The organism is Idiomarina loihiensis (genome assembly GCF_024584785.1).
GTDB lineage: Bacteria > Pseudomonadota > Gammaproteobacteria > Enterobacterales > Alteromonadaceae > Pseudidiomarina > Pseudidiomarina fusca.
Genome location: NZ_CP074112.1, coordinates 527,694 through 545,886 on the forward strand (window position 1 = coordinate 527,694; position 18,193 = coordinate 545,886).

Here is an 18,193-nt window from a genome sequence, read left to right on the forward strand (position 1 = left end):
AGATTATCGCTTGAATAACTGTTTGATTAAAGTCTACTCTGAATGGAGCCTAACTTAGGAGTATCAATATGTGGTTTGAACCGGCGTTGCGACCTGATATCGCAGCAGGCCCGACTGATTGGCAGCAGCTTGTGCATGGCATTTGGCTGCGCGAACAAATCGAACAGCAACTAGATCCTCATTTGACCAAAATGTTTGGTTACCATTTTGTTCGTGTCGGCCAGTTAGCGCAGCAATTACAACTGACCCAAATACGCATCGGACACGAACTCCAAGCCGCTAAACAGTTGCCAGCAGAAGTGCTGGCTGACACCAATCATTGGCCTTTTGCCGAACATAGTCTGGATGCCATTCTCATGGTTGCAGAGCTTGAATTTGAGCGTGATCCGCATCAAGTACTGCGAGAGATGAGTCGTAGTTTAATTGCAGATGGGTATCTGATATTGGTAGGGTTCAATCCTTTTAGTCCCGCATTATTGCCAGGTCTTTGGCCTGGGCGAGGTGATCGTTTTCCGTGGTGTGGACGTTATTTTAGCAAAGCGCGAATTAATGACTGGCTTGCGCTGTTAAACTTTGAAATAATCACCAGCGAGTATTTTGTTCCAAGTTTATTTATTGAGCGTTTAAACCCAGCTAACAGTGTCTTGCAGCGTCTTTATCAGTGGTTTCCGCAACTGGGTAGCATGTATCTGGTGGTGGCGCGTAAGCGTGAAATGCCGTTGACGCTAACCCGCCAACGGGCACCCTTAAAAGCGAAACTGAAGCAGATGCCAGTGGCAAATAGAGTGGAGTAGTAATGGCAATTTTAGCGGCACTAATTATCGGTTTGAGTTTGGGATTGTTTGGTTCAGGCGGCTCTATCCTTACCGTCCCTGTGTTGTTGTATTTACTTGGTTTTGCTCCAGATATGGCGATTGCCGCATCTTTATTAATCGTTGGAGCGATCAGTTTGGGGGCATCGATACCGAACTTAACCAAACGCATTATTAGCTGGCGTCATGTGGCCTTTTTTGGTATCCCAGGAATGGTAGGAACCTATGCCGGTGCTTGGCTAGGCGGTTTGTTAAACCCAACCATTCAGTTGGTTACTTTTGCGATACTAATGCTGCTAGCAGCGGTCATGATGTGGCGTAAACGAGCTGCCGTAAATCCTGCGCCAGTAGCAATCAATCCTGTAAAAATCATCATTGAAGGCACCGTGGTTGGTATTATTACTGGCTTCGTCGGAGTAGGTGGTGGTTTCTTAATTGTGCCAGCCTTGGTCTTACTTGGCGGACTTAATTTAGTTGCTGCAGTGGCAACAAGCTTGGTGATTATTGCGCTAAAATCTTTTGTAGGCTTTTTCAAATATTACGAAATCCTAATAGCTAAGGGTTTTGAGTTCGATTGGCCAGCTATTACTGTGGTGATTATTGGCGGTATTGTTGGTAGTTATGCTGGTGGTTGGTTAGGAAAACGGATTGCCACTGCACCATTGCAAAAGGGGTTTGCTGTGTTTCTAGTGATCATGGCAGCTTTTGTGCTCTGGCAAAGTTTGTAGGTGACTGAAGCAACTGCTGTTTAGCAAAGACAACAGGGTTCAAAAGAACTCCAAAATAGCTGGTTAAACAATGTACATTATGGAGAAATGATCATGATTAATTCCCAAGATTTGTGTGCACGAGCTCGTGCAAATGTTAAAGAAATCGATGTCCATACCTTGCAACAAAAAATTGCCGAAGGTGCCCGAGTGATTGATGTGCGGGAACCTGCTGAGTATGCCGTTGGCCATATTCGCCAAGCGGTAAACATGCCACGAGGCGTGTTGGAAATGCAAATTAACCAGCATCCGGCTGTAGCTGGCTACGATGATGCCTTACAACGTATTGCAGCTGAACCCTTGTATTTAATTTGTCGTAGTGGTGGACGTTCGGCGCTGGCAGCAGAATCTTTGTTACGGATGGGATTTGATGCCGATAAGGTGATTTCAGTAGCAGGTGGCATGAATGCATGGGAGGAAGCTAAATATCCGCAAGTTGCTGGAGAGTAATAAACGTGAAGGCTTAGCAAAACCCGCGTAAACCCTCGCCCAATCGGGCGGGGATATAAGCAAAACCCGCGTAAACCCTCGCCCAATCGGGCGGGGATATAAGCGGGAAACGCGAAGCGTTTCTAGTCAGGTGTGGCCTGACTTTGTACATATTCTTTCAGCGTTTCAATCGTTGCACCACCTGCGCTACAGGCAAAATAGGAGCGCGACCAGAGCGCTGCGCTCTTGCTTTGCCGGGGTACGTGGGTATTGAGTCTATGTATCCGGCGAGATGAAACCGATTTCAGGTTGTTCACCATAACGCTGATCGCCAGTTTCGGTGGGTAGGCCATCAACAGATGAACATGATCTTCTTCACCGTCCATTTCCAGCAGGTTACATTCCAGTTTCTCGCAAGCAGACTCAAATGCTTCACGCAGCTGCTCAATCATAAAGCCATCGAACAGTTTTCGTCGGTACTTGGTGGTAAAGACCAGATGAACAACCAGCTTGGTGACGCTGTGACGTTTTCTAAGGTAATCTGATAGCAATTCTTTATGATGCACACTCACTTGAAATATGACCTTAATAGCTTATAATGAATGAATTATATCAATGAGCGCTGAAATGTTAAAGGCCACGAAAGTACGCATTTATCCCACACCTGAGCAGGCGGAATTTTTAAACCGCCAGTTCGGTGCTGTGCGCTTTGCGTATAACAAGGCTTTGCACATCATTAGCAGCCAGTACAAGCGTCACGGTCTGAAATTGAAGGCCAAAAAAGACCTCAAGCCGCTGTTGGCTGTTGCGAAGAAATCTCGCAAGTATCACTGGCTCAAAGATTTTGATTCGATTGCACTCCAGCAGGCATGTATCAATCTGGATAAAGCCTTTCAACATTTCTTTGATCCCAAACTGCCTTCTCGTTATCCCAAGTTCAAGCGCAAGCACGGCAGGCAGTCCAGCTATCATTGCATGAGCGTTGATTGTGGTGATGACTGGATTAAAGTGCCGAAGTTAAAGCAGCCCATTAAAGCGCGTATTCATCGCAAGGTTGAAGGAAAACTGAAAAGCATCACCCTGTCCCGCACCGTGACAGGTAAATACTATGCCTCGCTACTGCATGAAGATGGGCAAGAAGCTCCTGCGCCCATTCAAAGCCTGAATGCTGTTCAAGTTCTCGGATTGGATATGGGTTTAACACATATTGCCATAGATTCAAACGGCACGAAAAAACCGAATCCACGCTTTTTGAAGAAAGCCAGTGCCAATCTGCGCCGTAAACAAAAAGCCTTATCACGCTGCAAAAAAGGCAGCAAAGGTCGTGCAAAAGCCCGACTTAAACTCGCTAAGGCGCATCAGCGTCTGGCGAATGCTCGTGCTGATTTTCAGCACAAGCTGTCTCGACACGTTATTGACGAAAACCAAGCGGTAATTGTCGAGACACTGAAAGTCAAAAACATGCTGAAGAACAGGAAATTGTCCAAGCACATTGCCGATGCGAGTTGGTCAGGCTTGATCCAAAAGCTGGAATACAAGGCCAAAGAGCAAGGCAAGCATCTGGTTAAAATTGATCAATGGTTTGCCAGCTCAAAAACCTGCTTTTGCTGTGGACACAAGCTGGAATACTTGTCACTGAACGTGCGTGACTGGCAGTGTCCATCCTGCTCAACACAGCGTGATCGGGACATCAATGCAGCCTTAAATATCAAGGCGCAAGGTATTTTAAAATTAAAGGCCGCAGGACTGTCGGTTTCTGCCAATGGAGGCAAGCGTCAATCTGGTCACGTACCAGTTGCTGCCTGAGAAGTTGGAAGCCTCGCCCGTGGCGCTTTAGCGCTTAGGGCGGGGAGCAGTCACCAATATAGGTTGCCAGCAGTGGGCAGAGCTACGCCTACGACGGCCACAACCGCCGCGTTAAGGTGGCGGGCGATGGTGATACCCGTTACTATCTCTACAGCCAGTCGGGGCAGTTGTTATTGAGCGAAGATAACGGCGTTCAAACGAACTACATTTACCTTGGCAATAGGCTTATCGCTGAAGACCGCCAGGCAACAACCACCTTTATCCATACAGATAGGTTGGGCAGCCCGGTGGCACGAACCAACAGCACAGGAAGGGTAGAGAATCGCCGGCATTACCAACCTTTTGGTGACACTTACGAAGCGCCAAACGACGACATCGGATACACTGGTCATAAGTACGATAATGACTTAGGCCTGAGTTATATGCAGGCACGATACTATGATCCAGTGATTGGGCGGTTTTATTCGAATGATCCGGTTGGATTTGATCCTAACAATATCGATAGCTTTGGCAGATATACCTATGGGAATAATAATCCCTATAAGTACAATGATCCTGATGGAAGAACTGCACACCCCGTAATTGAATTGCCTGACTTAAGTACGATGATGGCTAAAGCATTTGGTTATGAGTCTACTACACAAGGGAACCAAAATTTTGCGAAAGATATGGGAAATGCTGCACAGCAAATAGGAATGGATGTTGCACACGGAACTACTGATATTTTAACTAGTAAACCTGTCCAGAATCTGGTTGATAAACTAGGCTATGTACCAATACCTCAAGCGCAAGCAGTTTCAACGGCTATTAACACTGCGGCTCTAGTTTTTGATGGAGATGCGGCTGGTTTATCGGGTGATTTGGCTGGTAATGCTGCTGGTGTTCAGGCTGAAAAGACTCACGCAGGTAGAGGCGGGAGCCTCAAAGCTCAAGCGTACAATTATGTTGTCGATAAAGCTGTCGGGACTGTTGTTAGTTCAGGGGTTGAAGTACTTCAAAACAATGACGACGAAAGGCAAAAATAGTTATGAGCTCAAAAAAATGGGTTTCACTAATAGCTTCAATTGTATTAGTAGGCCATGCAACTTTAGGACTTATTAATGGCGAGTTAATGCTTAAAGGTGGAGAAACCATTGAGTTTGATGCTGAACCATTATCGTTTTTGGCAATTGTAGCAATAGAAATCGCTGTTTCAATATATGTAGTGTGGGCATTTTTAATCGCAAAAGACGATAGTAGTAAAGAAAAAGAGTAGAGCGCAACATTAAAGTTAAAACATTTGAATCCAAAGCCTCGCCTCGCGGGGCAGGGTAACCGCATGAGTGTACATTAATTCATCATCTCGTTGAAGCCCGCAGATAATACAGCCTCCAGATATTCGGCTTTCATCCATGCTCGCTTTTGTTTGGCCGGGATACTGCCTTTTGATGATTCTGCGCGCAGCATGTTTAATGCCATGTGGTGCAACATGGACCAGTTCTCCGCACCATGGTTCTGGTGGATCTGACAATCATCTTCTCGCAGGGAAACATCCAGGACCCAGTGTAAGCTATTTTCAACAGACCAGTGTGCGCGTACGGCATCGGCCATCTCCCGCTCCGATAGCTCGGCAGAACTGATATGGTAACGATACGTCAGTTCTTCCTGTTTTCCCTTTACTTGGCGGTAACTTACACTCATCCCCAAGGTCTTGAGTCCGGGCCACTGTGGAAAATCCTCGACGATTTGGTCGGCGCTGAGCACGTGAAAAAAGGCATTGACCATGTGAATCGTCGAGTGCTTGTCGCCCCGCTGATATGACCTGCGCAACGTTTTGCCATCAATGGCAATGACCTGCCCCTGAGTGGCTTCGTGTACATCCTGCATCCAGTTCACAAAACATAGTCGGAACTGCTCTGGGTCAATGCGGGAGATGGTGCGCACAAGGTGATGAACAGAATATCTTCCAGCGGATAGGTGACTTTCGCTGATTGACGTGCGTCCGTTAATGCGCCAAAGTGGCTTGTGAAAGCTTCGATATACATGATTTAACTCCCGAAAAAGGGAGTATATGATCACAGGTAACCCAGATCGTCAAACCGATCGTTTTTTGCTCAAAAAACGTTCACGATCTTGCCCTGCTTACCGATATTCTTAGATTATTGTATGCGTATCGTAGTTCATAGGTATTGTGAGCGAAAAACGATTCATCCATAGTATAGATGGATCTTTGAATTCACAGCCTCGCCCTTGCGAGGCTTTGGATTCAAAAACTATTTAGCTAGCATATACATCAAAGGAAATACCATTAACAAACCAATAAAAACAACTCTTAAAGAAGTGCAAACCCAGAGTTTATCGCTCTGATAATATTCATATTTGAATATCCTAAAACCACCGTATATTGCATTTTTGCCACCATAGAAATTTTCAAACATTTCTTTCTTAACATAGCTTCTCGCCAAAACAAATAAAGTAGCACCAGTTACAATTAGAAGAAATGAAATTACTAAAAGCGCGATTTCTAAATAGAGCATTAGTTACCTCCTGTTTTGGCAAAGCCTTTGTCCTCCTCGATAGCGAATCCAACTATAGGCTTTTCAACTACTGCACCTGCATTTATACCAGCTCCAGCTTTAATACCAAACCCAGTTACATCACCATTGTTGTTTACTGATACTTGACCACCACCAACACCAGCCATTGCAGATATCTGATTGTCACTCAACCCATTTTGAACGTCAGCTCTGGATAGGTGTGTTTTAATTAGTAGAGCGCAGCATTAAGTTAAAACATTTTGAACTCAAAGCGCAGAAAGTCAGTAAACCTAAATTCAGGTCAGTTGACTCAAATTTGAACTGTTTCGAAACCCTCATCAACAGCTAAATCGCTACCACTTGCGGCAGTGCGCGCTAATTCATCACAGCGTTCATTTTGTGGATGACCAGCGTGGCCCTTAACCCAGTCCCAGCGCACGTTATGGCGAGCTGCCGCAGCATCTATTAAACGCCATAAATCAGCGTTTTTGACGGGTTTGCGATTGGCGGTTCGCCACCCATTGTTTTTCCACTTGTGAATCCACTCTTCAATGCCTTGTTTAAGGTATTGGCTATCCGTGGTGAGTACCACATCGCACGGTCGCTTTAACGCGTCTAAGCCGATAATCGCGGCTAACATTTCCATTCTATTGTTCGTGGTTAACCGAAATCCAGCAGCAAACTCTTTGCGATGTTTACCGTATTCAATAACCACGCCATAACCGCCAGGGCCAGGGTTACCTAAGCAGGAGCCATCCGTATATATATGCACTGTTTGCATGCTAAAACGTTATCTCTAAGTAATGATTTAAGGCGCAGTTTAGCAGACCTGACAAATAAATGCGTCATAGCAAAGTCAGTATACAGTTGTTAAACTCTAACGATTATTGTTGGTGTGCAGGATTGCTAGCAGTCTTCCACAGGTAAACGTCAGGTTTATCACTGGGCAAGTGATATCAATTTAATTTGGAAAGAAGCACAAACTCTTATGCGGCAAATCGTTTTAGATACAGAAACTACTGGGTTACGCCCAGAAGAAGGCCACCGAATTATAGAAATTGGCGCCGTTGAAGTCATCAAGCGCAAGCTAACGGGGCGTACCTTTCATGTCTATATCAATCCGCAGCGGGTAGTTGAGCAAGAAGCGATTGATGTACACGGTATCACCAATGATTTTTTACAAGATAAACCGGTTTTTGCACAAATTGCGGAAGAGTTCATTGATTTCATCCAAGGTGCAGAATTAGTTATCCATAATGCCCCATTCGATGTGGGCTTTATGGATCATGAGTTTGCTTTATTGCGCAACGGCACGGGGAAGACTATCGACTATTGTAGTGTGCTCGATACCCTCAAGTTATCGCAACAGATGCGTCCTGGCCAACGCCACACTCTAGATGCTTTATGTCGTGCCTACGGGGTAGATAACTCAAACCGGACTTTTCACGGCGCATTATTAGATGCTGAATTATTAGCGGATGTGTATTTGCTTATGACGGGTGGGCAAACCGCATTAGAGTTGCCCGGTAACCGAGCGAACGGAGAACTCAGTAGTGGTTGGACACCAGTGCTCAATAAACCGGCACTTAAGGTAGTGCAAGCATCAGCAGCAGAGCAACAGGCTCACCAACAAAGGTTAGCGTTAATCAATGATGCATTGTGGCAAGAATAGGCCATAGCAGAAGTAAGTGGTAGGGTAAATTGAACAAATTTTGCGGCTTTTGCATTTTTTTTAAGCAAACGATTCAAAAACACAAAAAAAGGGTTGACGGAACATTCCAGCACTCGTAATATTCGCTCCGCATTCAGGGGGACCCAGTCGGGTTGCCCAGAGTTAGGAAAGCGGAGCGGTAGTTCAGTTGGTTAGAATACCGGCCTGTCACGCCGGGGGTCGCGGGTTCGAGTCCCGTCCGCTCCGCCACTTTCCTGAAATTGGTTTCATACCGCTGCGGAGCGGTAGTTCAGTTGGTTAGAATACCGGCCTGTCACGCCGGGGGTCGCGGGTTCGAGTCCCGTCCGCTCCGCCATTTCAGACAAACTTCTTATTTTCTTTTGGAGTGTCGTGCGATGAGTTTGGCTGATGCCTGCTTGACGTGTGGGGCTTGCTGCGCGTCTTATCGTGTGTCTTTTTATTGGGGCGAAGCAACAGGCGCACCCCAAGGTCATGTTCCAAGCGAACTAACCGAATCTTTTCATCCTCATCTTCTTTGCATGCAAGGCACGAATCAACGTGAACCTCGTTGTATTGCCTTAGTTGGCGCTATCGGGGAGCAGGTTAGCTGCAGCATTTACCCGGATCGACCCAGTCCATGTCGAGAATTCGCTATGTCGATAGACGGTAGTAATCCCTACTGTGATAAAGCCCGCGCGAAGTATGGCCTGTTACCACTCATTTCGGTGCATGAAGTAGCCTAACAGGTTAAAACGCAAAGATTGTGCCACGAATAGCTCTTGAGCCTTACTCCTTAGGCAGGTACATTAGTACGGTTAAAGCATTTAACCACAAGGGAGATAAGATTATGCGCAAGAGCCTTATTGCTGTTGCTATCGGTGCGGCCATTTCAGTTGCCGCTTGTTCTGATAAAGACGCTAGCCAAACCACCGTTGAGTCAGCTAAAACTGAGCAGGTTGCGGCTAGTTCACTAAGCCAAAGCAATCCATTCTACGCTGCAAGTACACTTCCATATCAGGCTCCAGATTTTACCAAAATCCGTTTTGAGCATTATCAACCAGCATTTGAAGCTGGTATGGCAGAGCATAGTAAGGAAATTGAGGCTATTGCTAACAACAGCGCAGCACCAACTTTTGAAAACACCATCGTAGCTATGGAAAAAGCAGGTGCTTTATTAAGCCGAGTTTCTTCAGTTTTTTATAACGTTGCTGGATCGAATGGGAACGATGACACTCGGGCTTTGCAAGGCGAGCTCGCACCAAAAATGGCACAGCATCGCGACAATATTATGCTTAATTCAACCTTGTTTGCTCGGGTTAAAGCAGTGTACGACAACCGAGCTGAACTAGAAGGCGAAGCGTTGCGCTTGGTTGAAGATACGTACAAAGGTTTTGTTCGTGCTGGTGCTGAACTAGACGCTGAGGCGCAAACCAAGATCCGTGCAATTAACTCTGAAATGTCTTCATTAACCACAGAGTTTCAGCGTAACCTGATGACGCTAGCTAACGAAAACTTGATCGTTGTTGATAGTGCTGACGAATTAGCTGGACTTAGCGAGAGTGAGATTCAAAGTCTGGCCGACGCTGCTGCGGCTGCTGGTCATGAAGGTAAATATGCCATTCGGATTACCAACACGACCCGTCAACCAGTGTTGGCATCATTAGAGAATCGTGAACTACGTCAGCGTATTTGGGAAGCTTCCGCTTATCGTGGTACTGGTAACACAGCGACAGATAACCGTCCTTTAGTAAAACGCTTGGCTGAACTACGTGCTCAAAAAGCTGAGCTACTGGGTTACGACACTTGGGGTGATTACGTATTAGAAACTAGCATGGCCGCTAAGCCAGCAGCAGCACAAGCTATGTTACGTGATTTGGTACCAGCAGTAGTGAGTAACGTGGCCGCTGAACAAGCTGCAATTCAAGAGATGATTGAGGCAGAAGGTGGCGATTTCGAAGTGCAGCCATGGGATTGGGCATATTATGCCGAAAAAGTTCGGGCAGAAAAATATGCTTTAGATGCTAACGAAGTGAAGCAATACTTTGAGTTTAATCGAGTGGTTGAAGATGGCGTGTTCTATGCTATGAATCAATTATTTGGTATTACTTTCGAAAAACTAGATAACATCCCAACTTATGGTGATGACATCATGGTTTACGAGGTTAAAGACGTTAATGGTGAAACGTTAGGCCTGTTCTATGGCGACTGGTTTACTCGTGATGGCAAGCGCGGCGGAGCTTGGATGAGCTCATTCGTGTCTCAGTCACACTTATTAGATAGCAAGCCGGTTATTTTAAATAACCAGAACATCAAAAAAGCAGCCGAAGGCCCAACGCTGTTGAGTTTTGACGAAGTAAGCACCATGTTCCACGAAATGGGACACGCTTTGCACGGAATGTTCTCTGATGTCATGTATCCATCGTTGGCAGGTACGTCAGTATCACGTGACTACGTTGAATTTCCTTCAACTTTCCAAGAAGATTGGATGTTGAACGAGCAAGTATTAAATAACTTTGCTAAACATTACGAAACCGGTGAACCGATTCCTGCCGAATTACTTGATAAAGTGTTGGCTGCGAAAAACTTCAACATGGGTTATGACACCTTAGAATATATTGCGTCAGCCTTGTTGGATTTGGAATACCACACGCTATCAGCTGATGCTGCTAGCAGCATTGACGATGTGGCGGCGTTTGAAGCAGCCGCGCTTGAACGCAATGGTGTAGCAGTAGCTGCAGTACCACCGCGTTATAAGTCGACTTTCTTTGCGCACGTTTTTGCCGGTGGCTATTCAGCTGGTTACTACGCTTATATGTGGTCTGAAGTGTTAGCCGCTGATGCCTTTGCCTTTATGCAGCAAAACGGTGGTTTGACCCTAGAAAACGGTCAAGCATTCCGTGACACTATCCTTTCTAAAGGGAATAGCAAAGAGCCGATGCAGCAATACATCGATTTCCGTGGTCAAGAGCCTACCGTTGAAGCCTTATTACAACGCCGTGGCTTAACTGCTCCGAAAATTGATTAATAGCTGATTTCGTACAATAAAAGAGGACAGAGCTGGCTCTGTCCTCTTTTTTTTGGTATATAAGCAGGTAAATATTTTGTAACAGCGAGTTTTTGAATGCCTGATGTTTTGTTCGCCTCTCAGCCTATCTACGATCGCCAAGGCAAGGTTTATGCGCATGAGTTACTTTACCGTCACGAACATGGCATTACTGCCTTTGAAGTTGGCGACAGTGTGGCTACCAGTGAGGTGTTATTTAACCTTTGTACTGGCGTCTTAGACTATGTAGAACATCACAAGCAACCAGTTTGTATCAATGTATCCACGGATTTTCTGCTCTCTGGGCAATTTCTGCCGATTGCACCAGAACATGTCATTATTGAACTCGTAGAACGGTTAGAGCCAACAGCAGAAATTATTGAGGCAATAAAAAATTGGGTCGCTAAAGGGTTTCGGTTTGCTTTGGATGATTTTGAATTTCAACAAAGCTGGGATCCACTGCTTGAATTTGCTGCAATCATCAAGGTTGATATCGAGCGAACAGGATTAGAGCTGGCGCAGCAACGGTTGCAGCAGTTGCAGCATCTTGATGTATTGTGGCTAGCCGAGCGGATTGAAGATGAGCTTACGCTTAATCAGTATCGTGAGCTTGGCTTTGATTTGTTTCAGGGGTACTTCCTAGCTAGACCCAAACTGATTGAGGGCACAAAAGTGCGTTCGCCTGCAGCACAGCAATTAACCTTGTTGATTAATCAGCTGTTTGTCGATGAACCCGAGCTTTATGAGATCGTGGCAGCCTTACAAACCGACCCGGTGTTGGTCGTTAACTTGCTCCGAATCGCCAATAGTCCTTATTATGGTTTGACTCGCAAAATTGAATCACTTAAAGAAGTCGTCATGCTCTTGGGTTTAGAGCCGTTGCGAAAGTGGGTGTTGTTGATTTTATCCGTGCAAGGACATACGCCTGAACAAGCGAAATTAGTATTGACTCGGGCCTATATGTGTAGCGAGTTAGTTCGTGCTAAAGACCCTTTTAATCGACTTTCTGGGCCTGCTTTTTTAGCCGGTTTACTGTCTGGTTCTGATATTCTATTAGGGTTAGATAAAACTCAGTTTATTGAAGGTCTTAATATTGCTGATAATGTCCGCGATGCTGTCCTAAAAGGCAAAGGTGAGTTAGGCGTGGTGCTGGCGGCAGTAGAGCGCTTCGAGTACGACCTAGCGATGAAACGACCTTTGCAAAGGCAAGAACAACTGTTTGAAATTTATCAACAATGTCATTTCTTAGTAGAACAGCTGCTAAGCCACGTTGGAGCTAGTCAATAACTCTATACTGGCAATATTCCCTACCAGTTACGACCCTTGTATAAGATGCAGGCGCTAGTGCACGGCGCCTGATCCTGCTATAATCCGCATCACTTTTTAGGCCTGAACTGATGAATAGGAATCACTATGTCGATTGATAGTTCAAAGATTATCTACACAGAAACAGATGAAGCTCCTCGTTTAGCAACGTATTCGTTACTGCCGATTATTCGTGCGTTTACTGATGCTGCAGGAGTCGTGGTGGAAACTCGTGATATTTCTTTAGCGGGTCGAATCATTGCTAATTTTTCAGAATACTTAAAGCCAGAGCAGCGCATCAATGATGCTTTGGCAGAATTAGGCGAGTTAGCCAAAACTCCTGAAGCCAATATTATTAAATTGCCTAATATCAGTGCTTCTATTCCACAGTTAACTGCAGCTATTAAAGAATTACAAAGCCAAGGTTATGCGTTGCCGAATTACCCATTTGAGCCACAAACGGATGAAGAACGCGATATTAAAGCGCGTTATGACAAAATTAAAGGCTCAGCAGTAAACCCTGTCTTGCGTGAAGGTAATTCAGATCGTCGTGCTCCAGCATCGGTAAAAAACTATGCTAAAAAACATCCGCACCGCATGGGAAGTTGGAGTAAAGACTCCAAAACTCACGTGGCGCATATGCATGATGGTGATTTTTACAGTAGTGAGCAATCAACCACCTTTGCTGCCGCAGATGATCTGAAAATTATTCTAAATACTCCAGCTGGCCCAACAGTACTGAAAGAATCCGTTAAAGTGATGGCAGGCGAAGTTGTCGATGCGGCAAGTATGAACGTGCAGGCATTACGCGAGTTTTTTGCCACTGAAACAGCAGCAGCAAAAGAACAAGGTGTGCTGTTATCTTTGCATTTGAAAGCGACCATGATGAAGGTGTCTGATCCCATCATGTTTGGCCATGCCGTAACTGTATTCTTCCAAGATGTGTTTGCTAAGCATGCGGATACCTTCAAGCAGCTAGGCGTAGATGCAACGAACGGCTTTGGTGATGTGTTAGCCAAGATCGCAGATTTACCAGCCGACCAACGCAGCGCTATAGAAGCGGATATCGCGGCAGTGTACAGCGAGCAACCTAAGCTAGCTATGGTGAACTCAGATAAGGGTATTACTAACCTTCATGTGCCTAGTGATGTGATTATTGATGCATCGATGCCAGCGATGATTCGTGATGGCGGCAAGATGTGGGATGCGGATGGTAAAACCCAAGATACAAAAGCGATGATTCCTGATCGCTGTTATGCGGGTGTGTATCAAGCAACGATTGAATTCTGTCAGCAACATGGCGCATTTGATCCAGCCACTATGGGTACCGTTCCGAACGTAGGCCTGATGGCTCAAAAAGCGGAAGAGTACGGTTCACATGATAAAACTTTTGAAATTCCTGCCGACGGTACCGTTGTCGTAGTGAACCAAGCCGGTGAGCAAGTGTTTTCTCATGACGTGCAGAAAGGCGATATTTGGCGGATGTGCCAAGTAAAAGACGCGCCCATTCGTGACTGGGTTAAGTTGGCAGTCAATCGTTCACGCTTAAGTGGTATGCCTGCGGTATTCTGGTTGGATGCTGCACGAGCTCACGATGCTGAATTAATTAAAAAGGTAAATCAGTACCTGCAAGAGCATGATACAGATGGCCTCGATTTACGCATTATGGCACCTACAGAAGCGACCTTGCACACGCTGGCGCGTATGAAAGAAGGCAAGGACACGATTTCTGTTACTGGGAACGTATTGCGCGATTATTTGACTGACTTATTCCCGATTCTTGAGTTGGGAACCTCAGCTAAAATGTTGTCGATTGTACCCTTGATGAACGGCGGTGGTTTATTCGAAACTGGTGCAGGCGGATCAGCACCTAAACATGTGCAGCAGTTTGTAGAAGAAAACTACTTACGTTGGGATTCGCTAGGCGAGTTCTTGGCATTAGCAGCATCGTTAGAGCATTTAGCACAGCGTACTAACAATGATCGCGCGCAAGTGCTGGCTGATGCGTTGGATGCAGCAACTGCTAAGTTCTTAGAGAACGATAAATCACCAGCGCGTAAGTTAGGGCAGATTGATAATCGTGGTAGTCACTTCTATCTTGGCATGTATTGGGCTGAGGCATTAGCTGCACAAACCAAGGATGCAGCGTTAGCTGAGCGATTTGGTAAGTTGGCCGCGTTTTTAACTGAAAACGAAGCAACTATCGTGGCTGAATTAAATCAAGTGCAAGGTACACCGGTAGAAATCGGTGGCTACTATGAACCAAATGCTGATTTAGTTGCGAAGGCGATGCGCCCATCTGCAACGTTAAATGAAGCACTTGAGCGCTTGTAAGTCATAGCAAATAAGAGTCATGAAGAGCCCCGCACTAGTGTTTAGTGCGGGGCTTTTTTTATGGCTAAACATAGATTAATTTGTGATTATTGCGAGGCAAGGTGTTAATCTTGGTGCAAATCAATGACTAACAATGATAAGAGATATTGATTCATGAGCCTGTATCAACACCCTGTACTTGAGGCCTTTCTACGCCAGTTATACATTGCGAACTTAGTTGACGCTGAAGCAGTGATGCAATACACCAAGCAGCCAGGAGGGCATCGTGATCCCTCTACCTGGGATGTCATAGGCATCGAAGATGTGCAGGTGTTAAGTGCGTTGTTAAGCACTCCTGTATTAGCGGAACTCTGGGCAAAGCGGTTACGCCGAACGCCCGCTACCTTAGTTTACCCTGCTGTCGTGTATCGCTTTCGCGAAACCATGGATACTATCATTCCGCAGCGCAGCTTTCAGGACAAAACCGATACCACCAAGGATTGGTTTCGTTGTGCGTTTGAGGTGGCCGAGCGTTTTAAAAGAGTGTTTGAGCCCTTTGTGGAGTTTAAGTTAGGCTGTAAATGTAACGCAGTGACCAGCCCAGAGCACTTTATTGATCTACTTATCCAGTATGCAAGCTCGGGCGACAGTAAATTATTCGCAGAGTTTATAGCGCTTAATCCGCCTCGTAGCTTAGCTGATATAAAAGCTCACATTGAACAACTGGAGCACTACCTCCAAGGGCGTGTATTGGGGCAATCCCATGCTGTACGAACTGTAGTGAGACATGAGTTAGCAAGCGGTTGTATCGATAATGGCCGACAACGAGCTATTTTCACGTTTGTGGGGCCCAGTGGGGTAGGAAAAACAGAGTTAGCACGCAGCTACGCCCATGCATTGAGTGATGCTACCGGCTCGGGGTATCGCTTTCGTGAGTTTAGTATGGAAGCCTACGCTGACGACAAAGCATACATGAAATTGACTGGGTCTGGCTCGTATTATACTGACTCAGCGTTAGGTGACTTAACTCGCCACGTACAGTGTTATCCGCGTTCCGTGATTTTATTTGATGAAATCGAGAAAGCTCATCCTAGTGTGATTCAATCCATGCTTAGCATGTTAGATAGTGGTCGCATGACGGATATCACCTCGAATGAAGTGGCTGACTTTTCGCAGACGATTGTTATTTTTACTTCCAACCTAGGCCAAGCAGAATTTAATAAAGCCACTGGAATGGGAGAGTTAGATGTCTTTGATGTTCTGCGTCAAGCCAAACGTCCGGGCGATAGTCAGCCGGCCTTAACACCAGAATTAGTTGACCGATTAAAAAGTGGGGCAGCAATACGATTTAAGCCGCTCAGTGCCAGTACGCTCTTAGCCATTGCCGAACTGCGTGTGCGGGACTATTTGCAAGCAGGCTTCTCAGTGGTTGATTTAGATTTTACTGTGGATTTTTATGCGGCTTTACTGTTTGCGCAACTACCTAAACCCTCTGCTCGAGGTATTCAGGGTGTTGCCAATAATCTTTTGGCGGGTGCTAAGCGTGACATGTTTAGGCAGTTAACGAGCGCACAGTTACAACAGATTACTCAGTTGCAATTGCATTTAGATGAGAGCTGTTACGAACGTGTGCGCGGCAGCCACAAAGTATTATTAATCAATTGTCCAGCGGCACTGGTTGCACACCTTCAACAGCAGCTGCCGCGTTATGAATGGCAAGCTATATCACTGGTGGCTGCGTTAGAATTAAAACATCAAGTGAGTCAGTACGCTGCGGTATTAATTGCCGCCGGTGTGAGTGCTGATAGTTCTAGTGCCACACCCGAGCTGGCCGAGTTGGCTGCTGCTATTCGTCAATTACACAGATTTGCTGATGGCGTACCCTTATTGATGGTGGCGGAACACACGATTGATGATGATGAATTTGACTTACTCGATGAGGTGATTTCTGCTGCAAGCCTATTGGCAACCCCGACCCGATTGCAACGCTTGATTGAAGTTAATGCAAGGTTGCAGATTGGCCGGCGGCAAGAACAGCGATTTGATTATGACTACCACCTGCAACTCGATAGTAGCCAACTAAAGATAAGTTTAGTAAATCCCAAGTTCACTACCAATGTTAGTTCTTCACGAGTTATCGCTGGGGTGCCAGGCTTGCTGCGCGAGCGGCCGAGCGTGCGTTTAGCTGATGTGGTGGGATTGCAACGTGCTAAAGCCGAGTTACAACGGGTTTTAGGTTGGCTAAAACAACCCGAGTTGTTACAACGACGCCAGTTAGCTATGCCAGCAGGCATTGTGTTAACCGGCCCTCCAGGTACCGGAAAAACCATGTTAGCCAAGGCGGTAGCTGGCGAAACGGAATTACCATTTTTGAATATTAATACCCACGATTTAGTGAGTTCAGTACAACATGGTACCGCCACTAAAATTCAGCAGATTTTTTCTGCTGCGCGTGATATTGCGCCCTGCATTATCTTTATCGATGAGATAGATATGATTGCTGGCCGTCGTGATCGTGCTGGCGCAGACACCTCGGCGGTGAATACGTTACTGACCAATTTAGATGGCCTACAAGCTGCAGCCGAGCCGGTCTTTGTGATTGCTGCCACTAATTATCCCGAGCGTCTAGATCCAGCACTCCTGCGAGCTGGCAGATTAGATGAACCTGTGCACTGTGATTTGCCAGATAGAGCTGCTCGGCAGGCTTTTTTTGAAATGTTTGCTCATCGTTATGGGGTGCAATTGAGCAGCGAGCAATTGGCTGATTTTGCTGAAATGACACAAGGTATGAGTGGAGCGCAGTTAGAAAAAGCAATGCGCTTATGTATGCTCACTGAGCAGGTAGAACAACATGGCGCTGCTGGTCTTACTATTGCTCAACTGCGTAAGGCTGTAACTGCTGCCCATTATGGGGCGCCGCTTACAAGCCTAGGTCAATCACCGCAAGAGAAAAAATTAGTCGCCTATCATGAGGCTGGTCATTTACTCGTATCCCGTCTATTGATGCCGCATTATGACGTGCCTTTTGCCACCATTGAACCGCGCAACAATGCGCTTGGTTTTGTTGTTACCCATAAAGATGCAACTTTAGCGGCAACTACCATGGCAGAGATCAAAGCGAAAATAGCCATGAGTATGGCTGGACGAGAAGCGGAAGCTTACGCTGATTTAGGTGGTGAAGCTAACACTGGAGCAGCGAGTGATATCAGTTATGCCACCCAATTAGCCGAAGCGGCAGTATGTCAATACGGTTTAGATGAGGTATTCGGACCGGTGACACCTGCGGCTTTGCAACAAGTGAAATTAACCGGAGCACAGGCTGACTTGGTGGCCGAACGGATTAAGTTTTGGGTGACCGAAGGGCAACAGCAAGCGGCTGCCTTATTAGCACAACAGCAAGAGTTGTTACATAAAATTGCCGCTGCGTTATATCGCAATGAGTCACTTTATGGCGATGAAATAGATGAGCTATTTGCTGATGCCTAGGTATAATAACCAACGACCCTTCATGGTATTTCAGCCCAGCATAG

The 18,193-nt window shown here is 46.0% G+C and carries 16 protein-coding genes, 2 tRNA genes and 1 pseudogene; 14 read left to right on the top strand and 5 right to left on the bottom strand.

The features are described 5' to 3' along the window. Positions 1–68: 68 nt before the first annotated feature. From KGF88_RS02460 to KGF88_RS02470, 3 genes are all read left to right on the top strand, one after another. The gene (locus KGF88_RS02460) at positions 69–794 is read left to right on the top strand and encodes a class I SAM-dependent methyltransferase (RefSeq protein WP_153826765.1); all 726 of its coding nucleotides are present in this window, start codon (positions 69–71) and stop codon (positions 792–794) included. A gap of 2 nt (positions 795–796) precedes the next feature. After that, entirely contained in the window at positions 797–1,540 is a 744-nt protein-coding gene (locus KGF88_RS02465) for a sulfite exporter TauE/SafE family protein (RefSeq protein WP_110076238.1), read from the top strand. Positions 1,541–1,633: 93 nt separating this feature from the next. Next, entirely contained in the window at positions 1,634–2,029 is a 396-nt protein-coding gene (locus tag KGF88_RS02470; RefSeq protein ID WP_153826766.1) for a rhodanese-like domain-containing protein, read from the top strand. Positions 2,030–2,151: 122 nt separating this feature from the next. Here the strand turns inward: KGF88_RS02470 and tnpA are convergent, their stop codons facing one another. Then, positions 2,152–2,580 carry an IS200/IS605 family transposase gene (gene tnpA, locus KGF88_RS02475; RefSeq protein WP_257119953.1) on the bottom strand — a complete coding sequence of 143 codons (429 nt, stop codon included), beginning with the start codon at positions 2,578–2,580 and terminating at the stop codon, positions 2,152–2,154. Positions 2,581–2,623: 43 nt separating this feature from the next. On the opposite strand from tnpA, the gene KGF88_RS02480 reads away from it, so the two are divergent. The 3 genes from KGF88_RS02480 (at position 2,624) to KGF88_RS02490 (ending at position 5,069) form a co-directional block, all read left to right on the top strand. Next, positions 2,624–3,814 (top strand): RNA-guided endonuclease InsQ/TnpB family protein, encoded by a 1,191-nt coding sequence (locus KGF88_RS02480; RefSeq protein ID WP_257119954.1) that lies wholly within the window; start codon positions 2,624–2,626, stop codon positions 3,812–3,814. A 116-nt stretch (positions 3,815–3,930) separates the two neighbouring features. Further along, entirely contained in the window at positions 3,931–4,839 is a 909-nt protein-coding gene (locus KGF88_RS02485; protein ID WP_257119955.1) for an RHS repeat-associated core domain-containing protein, read from the top strand. 2 nt (positions 4,840–4,841) lie between these two features. Then, entirely contained in the window at positions 4,842–5,069 is a 228-nt protein-coding gene (locus tag KGF88_RS02490) for a hypothetical protein (RefSeq protein ID WP_153826960.1), read from the top strand. A 74-nt stretch (positions 5,070–5,143) separates the two neighbouring features. Here the strand turns inward: KGF88_RS02490 and KGF88_RS02495 are convergent. The 4 genes and pseudogenes from KGF88_RS02495 to rnhA form a co-directional block, all read right to left on the bottom strand. Then, positions 5,144–5,838: pseudogene (locus tag KGF88_RS02495) on the bottom strand (ISAs1 family transposase). Positions 5,839–6,066: 228 nt separating this feature from the next. Further along, positions 6,067–6,330, bottom strand: a complete 264-nt coding sequence (locus tag KGF88_RS02500) for a hypothetical protein (protein ID WP_153826961.1) — start codon at positions 6,328–6,330, stop codon at positions 6,067–6,069. Then, positions 6,330–6,497 carry a hypothetical protein gene (locus KGF88_RS02505; RefSeq protein WP_153826962.1) on the bottom strand — a complete coding sequence of 56 codons (168 nt, stop codon included), beginning with the start codon at positions 6,495–6,497 and terminating at the stop codon, positions 6,330–6,332. Before KGF88_RS02505 ends, KGF88_RS02500 begins: the two co-directional genes overlap by 1 nt. Before the next feature lie 143 nt (positions 6,498–6,640). Beyond that, positions 6,641–7,111 carry a ribonuclease HI gene (rnhA, locus tag KGF88_RS02510; protein ID WP_153826963.1) on the bottom strand — a complete coding sequence of 157 codons (471 nt, stop codon included), beginning with the start codon at positions 7,109–7,111 and terminating at the stop codon, positions 6,641–6,643. A 207-nt stretch (positions 7,112–7,318) separates the two neighbouring features. Between rnhA and dnaQ the strand changes: the two genes are divergently transcribed. From dnaQ to KGF88_RS02545, 8 genes are all read left to right on the top strand, one after another. After that, positions 7,319–8,002, top strand: coding sequence for a DNA polymerase III subunit epsilon (gene dnaQ / locus KGF88_RS02515; protein ID WP_110075434.1), 684 nt, complete (start codon positions 7,319–7,321; stop codon positions 8,000–8,002). Positions 8,003–8,174: 172 nt separating this feature from the next. Beyond that, a tRNA-Asp gene (locus KGF88_RS02520) sits at positions 8,175–8,251 on the top strand. Between the two features lie 29 nt (positions 8,252–8,280). Further along, positions 8,281–8,357: transfer RNA gene (locus tag KGF88_RS02525), tRNA-Asp, on the top strand. 40 nt (positions 8,358–8,397) lie between these two features. Continuing rightward, positions 8,398–8,745, top strand: a complete 348-nt coding sequence (locus tag KGF88_RS13905) for a YkgJ family cysteine cluster protein (RefSeq protein WP_110075433.1) — start codon at positions 8,398–8,400, stop codon at positions 8,743–8,745. A gap of 104 nt (positions 8,746–8,849) precedes the next feature. Then, positions 8,850–11,027, top strand: a complete 2,178-nt coding sequence (locus KGF88_RS02530) for a M3 family metallopeptidase (protein WP_153826964.1) — start codon at positions 8,850–8,852, stop codon at positions 11,025–11,027. A 96-nt stretch (positions 11,028–11,123) separates the two neighbouring features. Next, positions 11,124–12,332, top strand: a complete 1,209-nt coding sequence (locus KGF88_RS02535; protein ID WP_153826965.1) for an EAL and HDOD domain-containing protein — start codon at positions 11,124–11,126, stop codon at positions 12,330–12,332. A 126-nt stretch (positions 12,333–12,458) separates the two neighbouring features. Further along, a complete protein-coding gene (locus KGF88_RS02540) occupies positions 12,459–14,684 on the top strand; it encodes an NADP-dependent isocitrate dehydrogenase (protein WP_153826966.1) in 2,226 nt (741 codons plus the stop codon). A 153-nt stretch (positions 14,685–14,837) separates the two neighbouring features. After that, on the top strand, positions 14,838–18,149 hold the full coding sequence (locus KGF88_RS02545; protein WP_153826967.1) for an AAA family ATPase: 3,312 nt from the start codon (positions 14,838–14,840) through the stop codon (positions 18,147–18,149). The last annotated feature ends 44 nt before the right edge of the window (positions 18,150–18,193 follow it).

Coding starts and splice junctions, on each gene's coding strand:
- KGF88_RS02460 (WP_153826765.1), top strand. CDS start 69: ATGTGGTTTGAACCGGCGTTGCGACCTGATATCGCAGCAGGCCCGACT.
- KGF88_RS02465 (WP_110076238.1), top strand. CDS start 797: ATGGCAATTTTAGCGGCACTAATTATCGGTTTGAGTTTGGGATTGTTT.
- KGF88_RS02470 (WP_153826766.1), top strand. CDS start 1,634: ATGATTAATTCCCAAGATTTGTGTGCACGAGCTCGTGCAAATGTTAAA.
- KGF88_RS02480 (WP_257119954.1), top strand. CDS start 2,624: ATGAGCGCTGAAATGTTAAAGGCCACGAAAGTACGCATTTATCCCACA.
- KGF88_RS02490 (WP_153826960.1), top strand. CDS start 4,842: ATGAGCTCAAAAAAATGGGTTTCACTAATAGCTTCAATTGTATTAGTA.
- KGF88_RS02500 (WP_153826961.1), bottom strand. CDS start 6,330: ATGCTCTATTTAGAAATCGCGCTTTTAGTAATTTCATTTCTTCTAATT.
- KGF88_RS02505 (WP_153826962.1), bottom strand. CDS start 6,497: ATGGCTGGTGTTGGTGGTGGTCAAGTATCAGTAAACAACAATGGTGAT.
- rnhA (WP_153826963.1), bottom strand. CDS start 7,111: ATGCAAACAGTGCATATATATACGGATGGCTCCTGCTTAGGTAACCCT.
- dnaQ (WP_110075434.1), top strand. CDS start 7,319: ATGCGGCAAATCGTTTTAGATACAGAAACTACTGGGTTACGCCCAGAA.
- KGF88_RS13905 (WP_110075433.1), top strand. CDS start 8,398: ATGAGTTTGGCTGATGCCTGCTTGACGTGTGGGGCTTGCTGCGCGTCT.
- KGF88_RS02530 (WP_153826964.1), top strand. CDS start 8,850: ATGCGCAAGAGCCTTATTGCTGTTGCTATCGGTGCGGCCATTTCAGTT.
- KGF88_RS02535 (WP_153826965.1), top strand. CDS start 11,124: ATGCCTGATGTTTTGTTCGCCTCTCAGCCTATCTACGATCGCCAAGGC.
- KGF88_RS02540 (WP_153826966.1), top strand. CDS start 12,459: ATGTCGATTGATAGTTCAAAGATTATCTACACAGAAACAGATGAAGCT.
- KGF88_RS02545 (WP_153826967.1), top strand. CDS start 14,838: ATGAGCCTGTATCAACACCCTGTACTTGAGGCCTTTCTACGCCAGTTA.